This is a genomic window from Enterobacter huaxiensis, from assembly GCF_003594935.2.
Taxonomy (GTDB): domain Bacteria; phylum Pseudomonadota; class Gammaproteobacteria; order Enterobacterales; family Enterobacteriaceae; genus Enterobacter; species Enterobacter huaxiensis.
The window spans coordinates 4,817,444-4,832,701 of sequence record NZ_CP043342.1 but is presented as its reverse complement, the minus strand read 5'-3'; the positions used below and the strand labels follow the sequence as shown (position 1 = coordinate 4,832,701).

The window sequence follows — 15,258 nt, the reverse complement described above, 5'->3', positions numbered from 1 at the left end:
AGCGCAAAATAACGGCAATTTGCGCTCAATGAATAACCTTTACACAGCGGCGTACGATCACTCCATTCCCAGCTCTTTCAGCTTGCGCGTCAGGGTATTACGTCCCCATCCCAGCAGGCGAGCGGCCTCCTGCTTATGGCCCTGCGTATGACGAAGCGCGGTGGTTAGCAGCGTGCGCTCCATCTCTGGCTGCGCTTCAGAGAGCAGATTTTGATGACCGGAACGCAGCGCGCGATCTGCCCACTGCGCCAGCAGCGTCGCCCAGCTGTCAGGCAGCGCGTGTCCGGTGCTGCTTTCTGGCGCGGTGGCTTCAAACAGCTCGGCAGGTAAATCCTGAATCAGTACTTCCTGTCCGGCAGCCATCACGGTCAGCCAGCGGCAGGTGTTTTCCAGCTGACGCACGTTGCCAGGCCAGGCCAGGCGGGTGAGGGCGGCGTCCGTTTCCGGGTGCAGCTGTTTGGCTTCCACGCCCAGTTCGCGGGCGGCTACCTGCAGGAAATGACGCGCCAGGCGAGGAATATCTTCCCGGCGCTCGCGCAGCGGCGGCAGATGAACGCGAATCACGTTCAGGCGGTGGAACAAATCCTCACGGAATTTTCCCTCCTGCACGCGCAGCTCCAGGTTCTGGTGCGTTGCCGCGATAATGCGCACGTCCACTTTTACCGGCGCATAACCGCCGACGCGGTAAAACTGCCCGTCGGCCAGCACGCGCAGCAGGCGGGTCTGAACGTCCAGCGGCATATCACCAATTTCATCCAGGAACAGCGTGCCGCCATCTGCCTGCTCAAAACGTCCCTGGCGAATGGTATTGGCGCCGGTAAATGCGCCTTTTTCATGGCCGAACAGCTCGGACTCAATCAAATCCTTTGGGATCGCCGCCATATTCAGGGCGATAAAGGGCGCTTTTGCCCGTGGGCTGTGGCGGTGCAGTGCATGGGCAACCAGCTCTTTACCGGTTCCCGATTCGCCGTTAATCAGTACGCTGATGGAGGAACGCGAAAGGCGGCCAATGATGCGAAACACATCCTGCATCGCAGGCGCTTCGCCGATGATATCCGTTGTGGGCCCAAAATCGGGCGTATTACGGGGCTGCTGCTGTTCCTGATAGTGGCTAATGGCGCGTTCGACCAGCGCGACCGCCTCGTCAATATCAAACGGCTTGGGCAGGTAATCGAATGCCCCTTGCTGGTACGCGCTCACGGCAGCGTCCAGGTCCGAATGCGCCGTCATTATGATGACCGGAAGCATGGGATGGCGTTGTTTAATCTGCTTTAAGAGTGCCAGCCCGTCCATTCCCGGCATGCGAATATCCGACAGCAGAACATCCGGCGTTTTGGTCGTCAGTGCGTCAAGCACCTCGCTGCCGCTTTCAAACGTCGTGCAGTTCAATCCCGCACCGGTGAGCGCGCGTTCAAGCACCCAACGGATGGAGCTATCGTCATCGACTACCCAGACTATCCCTCGTTGCATAAACGTCACCTTTATTTTTTAATCGGCAGGAAAACCGAAAACTCGGTATGTCCCGGCCAGCTGGTAAATTCAATTTTGCCAGAGTGTTGGTCGATCAAACTGCGGGCAATGGATAACCCTAACCCGGTGCCGCCTTCGCGGCCGCTGACCATCGGGTAAAACAGCGTATCCTGCAGATGCGGCGGAATGCCCGGTCCGTTGTCTTCTACGTCGATGCGTGCCGCCAGTCGATAGCGCACGCCGTGCAGCGTGAGCTGGAACGCGGTGCGGGTACGCAGAATGATTTCGCCCCCCTCCGGCCCCAGCGCCTGCAGCGCATTGCGCACAATATTCAGCAGAACCTGTTCAATCTGGTCCGGGTCGTGCGCCAGTTCCGGCAGGCTTGGGTCGTAATCACGCACCAGCGTAACGTTGTCCGGCAGCTCCATAGAGACCAGCTTCACCACGCGCTCGGCCACTTTATGAATGCTTTCTGAAATGTGCATACCCGGCTGCTGCGGCCCGAGGAGACGGTCGACCAGATTACGCAGGCGATCGGCCTGCTCAATGATGACGTTGGTATACTCCGCCAGCGCAGGGTCGGGCAGCGCTTTGGTCAACAGCTGCGCCGCGCCGCGTAGTCCGCCCAGCGGGTTTTTAATTTCATGTGCCAGACCGCGCACCAGGTCACGGGCAGCGATTTGCTGTGCGTGCTGGAGCTGCTCCTGGCTGAGCCGACGCTGATTATCCATCGGCGCCATTTCGAGCAGGATTAGCCCTTCAGGCAGCCGCTGCGCCGTCAGCGACAGAATATGCGAGCGCCCGTCTATCACCAGCGTCACTTCGTTATCGGTGAACCCCTGACCGGCCTGCAAACTTTCCTGCATCAGGCCAATATTCAGCGAAAAATAGCTCAACAGTTCAGGAAGCGGGGTGCCAAACAGTTTGCGCGCGCTCTGGGCGAGCAGCTGCTGCGCCGCCGGGTTGGCGTAATGCACCGCCAGCTCGTCGTCGACCAGCAATATACTGTTAATTAAAGAATTGAGGATCTGCCCAGCATCGGGCAGCGTGCCAGTTGCCATTCAGCAGTCTCCTGGAGTTGATTGCACTAATTTAGTGCAGTATAGCTTTTTCGTCGTAAAAAGCGCGTGAGATCAGGTTGTTGGTGGAGAAAAAAGCCCATCCGGAGATGGGCTGAAAGTTTCCACGGCAACAACTAAAAACGGCTTGCGGGTCGCGCGTAAAGGGTCGCGCGAAGCCCGCTTAAACTTAAACGCTGTAGTACAGTTCGAATTCAACCGGGTGCGGAGTCATACGTACGCGGTCGTTCTCTTCGATACGCAGCGCGATGTAAGCGTCGATAGCTTCATCGGTGAACACGCCGCCAGCCGTCAGGAACTCACGGTCTGCGTCCAGCGCGTTCAGTGCTTCTTCCAGAGAGCCTGCAACCTGTGGGATCTCTTTCGCTTCTTCTGGCGGCAGGTCATACAGGTTTTTGTCCATGGCTTCGCCAGGGTGGATCTTGTTCTTGATACCGTCCAGGCCGGCCATCAGCAGCGCTGCGAAGCACAGGTATGGGTTAGCCGCTGGGTCCGGGAAGCGCACTTCGATACGACGTGCTTTCGGAGACGCAACAACCGGAATACGGATAGAAGCAGAACGGTTACGGGCAGAGTACGCCAGCATAACTGGTGCTTCGTAGCCTGGGACCAGACGCTTGTAGGAGTTAGTGGTTGGGTTCGCCAGGGCGTTGATCGCTTTAGCGTGTTTGATAACACCACCGATGTAGTGCAGCGCCTGCTCGGACAGACCCGCATACTTGTCGCCAGAGAACAGGTTAGTGCCGTTCTTGGACAGAGACATGTGGCAGTGCATACCGGAACCGTTGTCGCCAAACATAGGTTTTGGCATGAAGGTCGCGGTTTTACCGAAACGGTGCGCAACGTTGTGCACAACGTATTTGTAGATCTGAATCTCATCCGCTTTTTTGGTCATGGTATTGAAGCGGGTTGCGATTTCGTTCTGACCAGCGGTCGCCACTTCGTGGTGATGCGCTTCAACGACTAGACCCATCTCTTCCATGATCAGACACATGGTAGAACGGATGTCCTGTGAAGAATCGACCGGAGGAACCGGGAAGTAACCGCCTTTCACGCCAGGACGGTGACCTTTGTTACCACCTTCATATTTGGTGGAAGAGTTCCATGCGCCTTCGATATCATCGATAGCAACGTGGGAGCCTGAAATGGACGCGCCAAAACGGATGTCGTCGAACAGGAAGAACTCTGGCTCTGGCCCGAACAGAACGGTGTCTGCGATGCCGGTAGAACGCAGGTACTCTTCAGCACGTTTCGCGATGGAGCGTGGGTCGCGGTCGTAGCCCTGCAGCGTGCCTGGCTCGAGGATGTCGCAACGGATGATCAGAGTTGGTTCTTCGAAGAACGGGTCAATGAGCGCAGTGGTCGCGTCCGGCATCAGAACCATGTCGGATTCGTTAATGCCTTTCCAGCCACCAATGGAGGAGCCGTCAAACATTTTGCCTTCTTCAAAGAATTCGGCGTTCACCTGATGAGCAGGGATTGTGACGTGCTGTTCTTTGCCTTTGGTATCGGTGAAGCGCAGATCAACAAACTTCACTTCATGTTCGTTCAGCATCGTCAAAACGTGTTCAGCGGACATACTTAACTCTCCAGATTGGTCATTGTCGTCGTGGTAACGAGGTCTTCAACTTCTATCAAGGTGGCTGGTTGCCATCTTTTTGCCGTATTTTTTATAAAGCGAAATCTGTGCCAACTTTTAAAACACCCCCAAAAGGCGTTATCATGCGCACCATAGTGCAAAAGGGCTGCACCACTATGGATTTGTTGCACCAGTATAGTGCTTCAATGTGAACATTGAGCACCATATTGGTGCAATTTACGTTAAAGTGCCCTTTTACCGCTCCGTGAAAGCGATCACAAAGCATCTCTGCAATACTTGTTTGCGGGGGATGTTTGTGATCCTGTTTTGTAGTGCGATTAATCCGTGTACAATAACGCGCTATTTCTAAATGCCTGAGGCAAAGTTGTGATCGAAAATTTGCGTAACATCGCCATCATCGCGCACGTTGACCATGGTAAAACTACCCTGGTTGATAAGCTGCTGCAGCAATCCGGTACGTTCGACTCTCGTGCCGAAACTCAAGAACGCGTGATGGACTCCAACGATTTGGAGAAAGAACGTGGTATTACCATTCTCGCGAAAAACACCGCGATCAAATGGAATGACTACCGTATCAACATCGTTGATACCCCAGGGCACGCCGACTTCGGTGGTGAAGTTGAACGTGTAATGTCCATGGTAGACTCCGTTCTGCTGGTCGTTGACGCAATGGATGGCCCAATGCCGCAGACGCGCTTCGTGACCAAAAAGGCATTTGCCCATGGTCTGAAGCCGATTGTTGTAATCAACAAAGTTGACCGCCCTGGCGCGCGTCCTGACTGGGTTGTTGACCAGGTATTTGACCTGTTCGTTAACCTCGACGCGACCGACGAGCAGCTGGACTTCCCTATCGTTTACGCTTCTGCGCTGAACGGTATCGCAGGTCTGGACCACGAAGACATGGCAGACGACATGACCCCGCTGTACCAGGCGATTGTTGACCGTGTTCCTGCTCCAAACGTTGATCTCGACGGCACCCTGCAGATGCAGATCTCTCAGCTCGACTACAACAACTACGTTGGCGTAATCGGCATTGGTCGTATCAAGCGCGGTAAAGTTAAGCCTAACCAGCAGGTCACTATCATCGATAGCGAAGGTAAAACCCGTAACGGTAAAGTCGGTAAAGTACTGACTCACCTGGGCCTTGAGCGTATCGAGAGCGACATTGCTGAAGCTGGCGACATCATCGCTATCACCGGTCTGGGTGAGCTGAACATCTCTGACACCATCTGCGACACGCAGGCGGTTGAAGCGCTGCCAGCCCTGTCTGTTGATGAGCCAACCGTATCCATGTTCTTCAACGTCAACACCTCTCCGTTCTGTGGTAAAGAAGGTAAGTTCGTTACCTCTCGTCAGATCCTTGACCGCCTGAACAAAGAGCTGGTGCACAACGTTGCACTGCGCGTTGAAGAAACGCCAGACGCCGATGCATTCCGCGTTTCCGGTCGTGGTGAGCTGCACCTGTCAGTTCTGATCGAAAACATGCGTCGTGAAGGTTTCGAGATGGCGGTTTCCCGTCCGAAAGTTATCTTCCGCGAAATCGATGGCCGTAAACAAGAGCCATTCGAAAACGTAACGCTGGACGTTGAAGAGCAGCACCAGGGTTCTGTAATGCAGGCTCTGGGTGAGCGTAAAGGCGACCTGAAAAACATGAATCCAGATGGCAAAGGCCGCGTACGTCTCGACTACGTGATCCCAAGCCGTGGCCTGATCGGCTTCCGTTCTGAGTTCATGACCATGACCTCTGGTACCGGTCTGCTGTACTCCACCTTCAGCCACTACGACGACGTTCGTCCGGGTGATGTAGGTCAGCGTAACAACGGCGTTCTGATCTCCAACGGTCAGGGTAAAGCGGTTGCGTTCGCACTGTTCAGCCTGCAGGACCGCGGTAAGCTGTTCCTGGGCCACGGTGCAGAAGTTTACGAAGGCCAGATCATCGGTATTCACAGCCGTTCTAACGACCTGACCGTAAACTGCCTGACCGGTAAGAAACTGACCAACATGCGTGCGTCCGGTACTGACGAAGCAACGGTTCTGGTTCCACCGATCAAGATGACTCTGGAGCAGGCTCTGGAATTCATCGATGATGACGAACTGGTCGAAGTGACTCCACAGTCAATTCGTATCCGTAAACGTCACCTGACCGAGAACGACCGTAAACGCGCTATGCGTGGTCCGAAAGAAGACTAATACGGGTTAGCGTTTACGCTGTCCTGTATGTAAAAGCCGCTGAGAGATCAGCGGCTTTTTTATTAGAACGAATACCGTAACCCCAACCGAATCCGGTACTGCTCACGGTTGTAATCATTCCATCTGTCCAGCCACTGCAGCTCAAGATACGGCAGCCAGTTTCTGTCGATCTTATAGCTGAACTTATTGGTAATCTCCCAGTGATGATCTTTGCCATTCTTGCTGTGGTAATCGTTCACCCGCTGGAAAAAGTGCGGCTCAAAGGTGTAGAAAAACGCGTCCGTCACTTTGAAATTCCAGTAGCTGGCAAACTCGTGGGTGTCGTTCTTATCCATCTGCCCGCTGTAGTCCGGCGTATCATAATTGTTATGGTTATAGCGATAGCGGAACGTCAGGTTGAACCCGTCCGTAAATTTATAGTTGGTATCTAAATAAACCGCGCCGCCTGACCCCGCGCTGCTGTCGTTAATCAACCCGCCGGGCTGGAAGGTGAGTTTGTCGGTCGGTTTAAAGAGCGGATACCACCCCTCTATTTCGTTATAGCTGTGCTTGAGCTCATCCCATTTCCCCACGTTATAGGCGTTGGTGAACATCAGTCCCGCGCCCATGTCGAAGTTATATCCCGCGCGCAGGATTACCTCGTGCAGCTCAGATGCCGTGTTGTATGCTTCACGCGTTTCGACATACGCTCCGGCAAATACCGGGCAAGACACAGACGACACGATCAGTACAGTGATGATTCTTTTCATAATTTGTCCATGTATCAGGTACAGAAAGGCCTCCCTCCTGATTAACAGGAAGGAAATACTGGCCGGATTTATTGTTATAAAGTGACTGCTGACGCTTTATTGTTGGTGGTTATCTCAGAGGTATGCGTGGGTTGTTTTTTCCGTTTTCCAATCTCCTCAATGATGTAAGCGAAGCGTGCTTCGTTGAGTTTATAAAAAAGTCCCATAGTGATGGCGGCGATAATCGCCAGGCCGCAAGGCCAGAGAAAGATAAGCTGACGCAACCCCAGCAGCGTGCCCGCGCTCTGCACGGCATGCGGGATGTAGCCAATCTGAGTCAACATAATGCCGGGCAGGAAGCCGGCGAGGGCGGCAGAGATTTTGCGCGAGAAGGTGTAGCCGGTATAAACCGATCCTTCGGCGCGAATGCCGGTTTTCCACTCGCCGTAATCAACCGTATCCGGCACCAGCGCCCAGTTGAGGCTGTTGACAAACGCCGTACCGAAGAAGGCCATGCAGGAAAACAGTACGAACAGCAGTGAGCTGGTCCCCCAGAAGAAATTCAGCACGTCGCCCACCGCCCACAGCGTCAGCCCGCCCAGATAGACGGGCTTCTTGCCAAAACGCTTCACCGCGCCGGGCACCAGAAACACGCCAATCAGAATGCAGCCCATGCTGAAAAAGCCCATCCACGACAGCAGGTGCAGATCGTTCAGCACGTACTGGGTGTAATAGACCTGGATCGCCAGCTTGATGTTAAACGCGGCGAGGGTACACAGGTTGGCGATACACAGCACCAGCAGCGGCGGGTTACGAAAGATGGCGCAGAAAGACTTCAGGATGCCGGGCTTATGATGATCGGGCGTTATCTCGACATAGCGCTCTTTCACCCCGCTATAGCACCACCACATGCAGAACAGGCCACCGGTGACGAAGGCCAGCGCGGCCACCAGGTAGCCGAGCGAAGGCTGGCTGAAGAACAGCGCCTGAATGGGCATAAAGCCGACGGTGCAGAGCAAGAGTCCCACCGTTGCGCCGCCCTGACGCCACGCTGCAAGCTGCGCGCGCTCGTTCGGGTTTTTGGTCATTGCCGGAACCATCGCGCCGTAGGAGCAGTTCATCAGGCTATAGCACAGGCCAAACATCATGAAGAGCACGGTGGCCAGGGCCGTTTTCACCGTCAGGCTAAAGTCGTTGGCCATAAATTGCGCCGTGGCGACCAGCGCCACCGGGACGGAGGCGTAAAGAATGAATGGTCTGAACTTCCCCCTCGGGCCGATGTTGCGCCGGGAGTCCAGCAGCACGCCGGTCAGCATGTCGGTAAACGCCGTAAAGAACTTGGCGACGAGAAAAATAATGCCGCCGTAGAACGCGGGCATGCCCAGTTCGTCCGTGTAAAACTTCAACAGATACAGCGTGCCGATACAAAGCATCAGGTTAGAGCCAAAGTCGCCCATCCCGTAGGCGCACTTCTCGCGCAGGCTCAACTTCAGGGTTAACGGATCAGGTGTGTGTGTCATGGTCGATCCCCTAAGCGCCCCGCAGGGCGCGCTCTTACGTCATTCAGGCCGTGCGTTTGCGCAGCTCAATTTCTTCCACAATGCGCACATACATCTTCTCGTTGAGGTTGTAGAAGCAGCCCATCGCCACGATGGTGATAACCGCCAGCAGGCTCGGGTAGATAAATATCAGCTGCCGCAGCCCTTCAACCGTTCCGGCCGATTGCACCACGTTGGGTACATAGCCGATCTGCGTGAGCATGATCCCAGGGAAGAAGCCCGCCAGCGCCTGCGATACCTTACGGAAGAAAGTAAAGCCGGTATAGACCGTCCCTTCTGAGCGCACGCCGGTGCGCCACTCACCGTATTCCACGGTATCGGAGACCAGCGCCCAGTTCAGGCTGTTCACGAAGGCCGAACCAAAGAAAGCGAGGCAGGAGAAAGCGACAAAGCTTACCGAGCCGCCGCCGAAGAAGTAGTTGAGCAGATCGCCCGCCACCCAAATCATCAGCCCGCTGATGTAGACCTTTTTCTTGCCGAAGCGCCGCACTGCGCCGGGCATCATAAATACGCCAATGAAAATGCAGCCCATGCTGAAAAAGCCCATGTACGACAGCAGGATCGGGTCGTTCAGCACGTACTGCGTGTAGTAGACCTGGATGGCGAGCTTGACGTTAAAGGCGCCCAGCGTGCACAGGTTGGCGATGCACAGGATAAACAGCGGCCGGTTCCCGGCGATGGCGCGAAACGACTGCAGCAGGCCCGGCTTTTGCGCCGGGTTTGCAGGCTGTGTCTCGACGTAACGCTCGGTCACGCCCTTATAGCACCACCACATGAAGAACAGCCCGAACAGCGAGAAGAGGGTCGCGGCGAAGATATACCCAAGCTGGTCGTTACCTTCAATCAGGTTCATTACCGGCACAAAGCCCACGGTACAGAGCAGCAGGCCCAGCGTGGCGCCGCCCTGACGCCAGGCGGCCAGCGACGCGCGTTCGTCCGGGTTTTTAGTAATGGCGGGCACCATCGCGCCGTAGGAACAGTTCATCATGCTGAAAAACAGGCCGTAAAGCATGAACAGCACCGTCGCCATCACCGTTTTACCGGTCATCTCAAACGGCGTGCCGACGAAGTTGGCAATCGCCAGCAGCGTCACCGGGAAGGCGGCATACAGCACGAACGGGCGGAATTTCCCTTTCGGGCCGATCTTGCGCCGGGAGTCGAGCATGATCCCGGTGCCCATATCGGTGAAGGCGGTAAAGAACTTCGCAATCAGGAAGATGATCCCCCCATAGGTGCCGGGCAGCCCCAGCACGTCGGTGTAAAACTTCAGCAAATAGAGCGTGCCGATATCCAGCAGGATATTAGAGCCGAGGTCGCCCATCCCGTAGGCGAGTTTTTCTTTAAACGGCAGGCGTAGGGTTGCCGGATCGGAAGTATGTTGACTCATTATTATTCTCCCTCTGCCCGCAGGCTTCCCTGCGGGCGAGCCTTATCAGATATGACGTAAGGTGCTAAACAGATCTGCCCATTCGCTGTGCTGGCGATAGAACACCGGCGGCTTGCCGAGCGGGGCATCAACGGTCACGTCACCGCCCCGGCAGGTTTCCCCGGTCCACGCGTTCACCCAGCTGTCCTGCGGCAGATAGAGCGTCCAGTCGCGGCGCCCCTCTTCATGGACCGGCGCCACCAGCAGGTCGCGGCCAAACAGGTACTGGTATTTCAGCGTGTAGGCGCGCGCATCGTCTTCGTAGTGCAGGAACAGCGGGCGCATCACCGGCAGGCCGCTTTTCGCGTTCTGCGCGACGGCGGCTTTGATGTACGGCTTCAGGGTGGTGAAGACGGTGGTCATGCGCGCGAAGTGCGCGACGGTTTCGGCGTCGCCGTCAAACTGCCAGTTATCGCCTGGGCGGTTACCCTCGTGCGTACGCATCATCGGCGTAAAGGCGCTGAAGTCGCACCAGCGCAGGAGCAGCTCTTTGCTGCGCTTCATCTCGAACAGCGTCGTATAGCCGCCGATGTCGCTGTGATGCAGGCCGTGGCCGGTCATCGCCAGCGATAGCGCCGCTGGCACGACGGATGCCAGACCGTCGTCAAGGCTCCAGTCGACGTTCTGATCGCCCGCCCACATCATCACCGAGTGCTTCTGGCTACCGGTGTAGCCCGCGCGCATAAAGAACAGGATCTCTCCGAGCCTGCCGGTCTCCTCCAGCGCCTCGTAGTTACACTTCGCCCACAGGGCAGGCCAGGCGTTATGCATGATTTCCGCGCTAACGCCGTTGTGCAGGAAGGTATCGGTCGGCAGATATTCCCCGAAATCGGCCATCCAGCCGCCGCAGCCCAGCGCGATCAGGTTCTTTTTGATGACCTCTTTGTACCAGCCGTAGGCCTCCGGGTTGGTCAGGTCGATAACGCCCGCGTAGAACTCGCCGAACTCGACGTGGTAGTCCTTGCCGTCGGCGTCTTTGGTCAAATAGCCGCGCGTTGCCGCCTCTTCGCAGAGATCTTTATCGCTGGCGACGTACGGGTTGATATAGGAGAGGAACTGCACGCCTTCCTCTTTCCACTGCGCAATGCGCTCGTCAAGCTGCGGATACAGCTCGCTGTTCCACTTCCAGTTCCACATCACGCGTTTGCCGAAGGAGGTCATGCGGATGCCGGACCAGTCCTGGGCCCAGATGCCGTTCACCTTCACGCCACCCTGGCGCATAACGTCGAGCTTTTGCTGGCACACCCCGGTGCCGCCCTGAATGCCCAGCGTTACGCCGTCGTAAACCCAGTCCGGCAGTTCAGGCTGACGCCCCAGCAGGCCGGTGAGTTTTTCCAGCAGCTCGACGTAGGTTTCTGCACATTCGAAGCGCAGCGTGGCGTTATCCTCCCAGAACGCCAGCTCGTGGAAGCCCGGCGCGCTGAAGTCGAAGTTCATATAGCAGCTGTTGTCCACGTGGCAGTAGTACTTCTGGGTGCTCACGAAGGTGGGCTGCGGGAAGAAGGTCCAGTAGTAGTCACCGCCCGCGTTCTCTTTGCAGTCGGCCTGCCAGGTCACGTAGGTCTGCTTATTGCGGCCCACGCCCTGCTCGCTGGTCCACAGCGGGAACGGCTTGCCGCGCAGATCGAAGTACGAGAACTGCTCGCCGCAGCCGTATATATGATCTTCAGGCTTGGCCGCCAGCCGCAGCCAGATGCGGTTATGCCCGGGAGCATCATTTTTGAGCTTCAGCTCCAGACGGCCTTCCGCATCCACGCCCACCAGCAGCGTCGCGCTCACCGCATCGCCGCGGGTAAAGCGGATCGCCCAGCCCGCGCGTTGCTGCGTGAAGGTCGCGTCCGTGAGGGCAATCTTTTCGTTGAGCTTGTCTTTGATGCTGAAGTTGCCGCGAAACATCTCGATATCGGCCTCGCCGGCGCCGATCCACAGGCAAGGCTCAGCCGGGGTGTGGGATAAAATCAGACGGTCCTGCCAGCGCAGGGTGAAACCACTTTCGTTATTTTTCAGGTCAATATTGTGTAGGGTACGCATAAAAACTCCGTCTTTATTATTTGGCCAGGCTATCCAGTAATCCGGCGGCTACGGCAGGCGCTAAGCCAGGCGCCAGCGGCAGGCGGGGGATTACCAGGCAGTGCAGAAGATGGTAAATATCCTGCTTGCCGTCCCAGACTTTGGTGGTCACTTCGTTGTTGGTGTCCAGCTCCTGCCACCATGAGCCGTTTTCGTAATCCATCAGATACTTAATGCAGTAATCCCACCACTTCTGATACCAGGCTTCGTACTGCGCCTCGCCGGTCACGGTGTAGAGCGCCCAGGCCGTGCCCATCGCCTCGACGATCGGCCAGCGCACGCGTTCGCGCACGATGGGCTTGCCGTCCCAGCCCACGGAGTAGACAAACCCGTCGGCCCCGTCGGGGGCCCAGGCGTCGCGAATGGTGGCGTGGAACAGCCCTTTCGCATCTTCCAGCAGCCACGCCGGCGGGGTTTCAAAGCGGGCTTCCAGCGCGGCGCGCAGGTGCAGCATCAGGCGGCCCCACTCGATCCAGTGCCCCGGCGTGCCGCCGTAGGCGCGGAACCGGTGGGCAGGGTTATCGATGTTGTAATCGCGAATTGGGTTCCAGTTCGCATCGAAATGCTCGTTAACGCGATACTCCCCTTTGCGTGCCACGTCGTGAATAATCACCGAGGCGATGCGCAGGGCGCGGTCGAGCCATTTCCGATCGTGGGTCACGTCATAGACGATCAGGAAGGCTTCCACGGCGTGCATGTTGGCGTTGCCGCCGCGATAGTCTTCCGTTTTGCTGAAGGCTTCATCCCAGGACTCCAGGCACATCTGCTCCTGTTCGCTCCAGAAGTAGCGCTCGATCGCCTCGATGGCATCGTCCAACAGCGTGCGCGCCTGAGGGTGGCCGGTGGTGACGGCGCTCGCCGCGCCCAGCAGCACGAAGAAGTGTTGATAGCCCTGCTTGGAAGCATCAATCACGCCTTCGTCGTTCACGCAGGCGTACCAGCCGCCGTGCTGCTTGTCGCGTAGCGGGCCGTTAAGGGCATTAATGCCGTGCTCGACCAGCGCATACGCGCCGGGGCGGCCCATGTTCGCCGCCACCGCGTACACGTGCAGCATGCGGGCGGTGATCCACAGATGGGTGCCCATATCGCTGCGGATTTGGCCGTTATTGCCCAGCCAGCCAAAGCCGGTCGGCACGGCGGCGTTTTTGCCGAAATCGAGAATGCGGTCGGTCTCTTGCTCAAGCCAGCGGTTATGGCTCAGGGTGTTAAACCATTTCATGTTCGGGTCCTTTCTCAGCGGCGAGCCATCATTTCGTCGACGATCTCACCCAGACGCTGCAGTTTTGGTACGGAAATATCGCGGAGCATCAGATCGGTGTCCGGCAGGCCGATCACTGATGACCAGACGGCGCGACCGGCTAAGAAGCCCGATGCCCCCGCCTGCATGGCGACGCTGACGGCGCGCGGGAATAGCTTATCGTCCACGCCGGAGGAGAGGATCACCCACGGCATGGCGATGCTCTCGTTCAGCTTCTGCGAGGCCGCCAGCAGCGCCTGCTGGGTGCCTTTGCCAAACAGCGGCATCTCAACCTTGTAGAGGTCGGCGCCGCTGTCGCCCAGCTCTTTGGCTGCATCAATAATTGCCTGTTCGCGGTCAAACGCGGCGCCGCGGCGCGGCGGACGTACAACCGGCTCGATAATGCTCAGCAGCCCGTTGTCGTGGCACAGCGTGTTGAACGCCTTCACCATCTCAAGACGCTGCTGCGGATCTTCATCGCTGCGCCACAGCACCAGCAGCTTCAGCGCCTTGCCGCCATCGCGTTTGACCGCCTTCGCGTCGATGTTCTTGTCAATCGCCACGCTGTCGACCGGGATCCCGTTACCCGGAATAAACTCGTCGGCCGCTACAATCATCGCGCAGCTTTTGGCAACGGCCTGCTGCTCTACAATCTGGCGATAGCAAAACTGCTGATCCACGAGGATCGCAGAGGCGTACGGCGAGAGAATTTTCGCCGCGTTGACCTTAAAATCCGTCAGGTGCTGGTCGGTTACCGGCACCGGCGCGCCTGCCGCAGCAAACATCAGGCGCATCGCTTCGCGCTGGTCCACGGCCAGCATCGCAAAACCGCCGGAAGGTCGGGTGATATCTTTCAGGGTGTACATCGTCATTCCTCAGTCCTTTCGTATCAGTGTGTTTTTTTCAGCCCGGCAGATGCGCGAACCTGTTCAAGAATGGCCGTCCAGTCTTCGCGCCCGCGCCCGGCGGCGCGTGCCTGGTTGTAAACTTCGCGGGAGGCCGCGCCCAGCGGCATCGGAACGTGGAGCTGGTTGGCCACGTCCAGGGCGATCCCGAGATCTTTATGCGCAAGGTCGATCATGAAGGCGGGCGAAAGATCCCCTTTCAGCACCTTGTTCGGCCAGGATGTCGTGAAGTGGCCTTTACCCGCAGGCGTGCCGCTCATCACCCTGAGCGCCACGTCAAAGGAGAGGCCGAGCGCTTCGCACAGCACGGCCGCCTCTGCCGACAGGGCGTTCAGGGCGATGCTCATGTAGTTATTGATAAGCTTCACGCGAATGCCCATGCCCGGCCCGCCGGCGTTAATCAGCTCGTTGCCCATCGCCATTAACACGGGAGTGGCGCGCTCAACCTGCTGCGCCGTGCCGCCTGCCAGAAGGAGCAGCGTGCCGGCGACGGCATGGTCAGAGGTGCGTCCGACGGGCACGTCCATCAGGCTGAAGCCGCGCTCAGCCATCTCGCGGATCAGCGCGTCGGTTTGCAGCGGATGAATGGTGGACATATCGATCGCCAGCGCGTCGCGGGATAACTCCTCGCATACGCCGTGCTCGCCGAACAGCACGCTGCGCACCAGGTCGCCGTTTGGCAGCATGGTAATGACGAATTCGGCCTCCGTTACGGCCTGCGCTGGCGTTCCCGCCGCCCGCGCGCCGTGTTCAACCAGCGCCTGAACCGCCTGCGGGTTCACATCAAAGACGCTAAGCTGGTGGCCTTGCTTCAACAGATTCTTCGCCATTGGCGCGCCCATCTGCCCTAAACCGATAAATGCGATTGCTGACATGCCTCTCTCCTGTCACATCGTGTCAATTTCTGCGCGTTTGTGTTGTCTGTTTTTGATCGTATTTGTAATTTATAGTCAAAAAATTGACACGGGTCACTTTTTAAACATTTGATGAAATT

The 15,258-nt window shown here is 57.2% G+C and carries 11 protein-coding genes; 1 reads left to right on the top strand and 10 read right to left on the bottom strand.

What is annotated here, in order from left to right; translation table 11 throughout:
• Positions 1-57: 57 nt before the first annotated feature.
• The 3 genes from glnG to glnA all read right to left on the bottom strand — a co-directional run bounded on the left by glnG (position 58) and on the right by glnA (position 4,128).
• Positions 58-1,470, bottom strand: coding sequence for a nitrogen regulation protein NR(I) (gene glnG / locus D5067_RS22990; RefSeq protein ID WP_119938074.1), 1,413 nt, complete (start codon positions 1,468-1,470; stop codon positions 58-60).
• Positions 1,471-1,481: 11 nt separating this feature from the next.
• A complete protein-coding gene (glnL, locus tag D5067_RS22985; RefSeq protein ID WP_119938075.1) occupies positions 1,482-2,531 on the bottom strand; it encodes a nitrogen regulation protein NR(II) in 1,050 nt (349 codons plus the stop codon).
• A gap of 187 nt (positions 2,532-2,718) precedes the next feature.
• On the bottom strand, positions 2,719-4,128 hold the full coding sequence (gene glnA, locus D5067_RS22980; protein ID WP_010436828.1) for a glutamate--ammonia ligase: 1,410 nt from the start codon (positions 4,126-4,128) through the stop codon (positions 2,719-2,721).
• Positions 4,129-4,515: 387 nt separating this feature from the next.
• Here glnA and typA point away from each other — a divergent pair, with 387 nt between their 5' ends.
• Complete coding sequence (gene typA / locus D5067_RS22975) at positions 4,516-6,339, top strand: ribosome-dependent GTPase TypA (RefSeq protein ID WP_119938076.1); 1,824 nt, start codon at positions 4,516-4,518, stop codon at positions 6,337-6,339.
• Between the two features lie 62 nt (positions 6,340-6,401).
• Here the strand turns inward: typA and ompL are convergent, their stop codons facing one another.
• The 7 genes from ompL to yihU all read right to left on the bottom strand — a co-directional run bounded on the left by ompL (position 6,402) and on the right by yihU (position 15,139).
• A complete protein-coding gene (gene ompL, locus D5067_RS22970) occupies positions 6,402-7,088 on the bottom strand; it encodes a porin OmpL (protein WP_119938077.1) in 687 nt (228 codons plus the stop codon).
• Positions 7,089-7,162: 74 nt separating this feature from the next.
• Positions 7,163-8,587, bottom strand: a complete 1,425-nt coding sequence (locus tag D5067_RS22965) for an MFS transporter (protein ID WP_119938078.1) — start codon at positions 8,585-8,587, stop codon at positions 7,163-7,165.
• 43 nt (positions 8,588-8,630) lie between these two features.
• Entirely contained in the window at positions 8,631-10,013 is a 1,383-nt protein-coding gene (locus tag D5067_RS22960; protein ID WP_049138041.1) for an MFS transporter, read from the bottom strand.
• A 45-nt stretch (positions 10,014-10,058) separates the two neighbouring features.
• On the bottom strand, positions 10,059-12,083 hold the full coding sequence (locus tag D5067_RS22955) for an alpha-glucosidase (protein WP_119938079.1): 2,025 nt from the start codon (positions 12,081-12,083) through the stop codon (positions 10,059-10,061).
• Positions 12,084-12,099: 16 nt separating this feature from the next.
• Positions 12,100-13,341, bottom strand: a complete 1,242-nt coding sequence (yihS, locus tag D5067_RS22950; protein WP_119938080.1) for a sulfoquinovose isomerase — start codon at positions 13,339-13,341, stop codon at positions 12,100-12,102.
• A gap of 14 nt (positions 13,342-13,355) precedes the next feature.
• Positions 13,356-14,231: a sulfofructosephosphate aldolase gene (gene yihT, locus D5067_RS22945; RefSeq protein WP_119938081.1), complete on the bottom strand. Its 876-nt coding sequence runs from the start codon at positions 14,229-14,231 to the stop codon at positions 13,356-13,358.
• 17 nt (positions 14,232-14,248) lie between these two features.
• On the bottom strand, positions 14,249-15,139 hold the full coding sequence (gene yihU / locus D5067_RS22940; RefSeq protein WP_119938082.1) for a sulfolactaldehyde 3-reductase: 891 nt from the start codon (positions 15,137-15,139) through the stop codon (positions 14,249-14,251).
• Positions 15,140-15,258 lie beyond the last annotated feature (119 nt).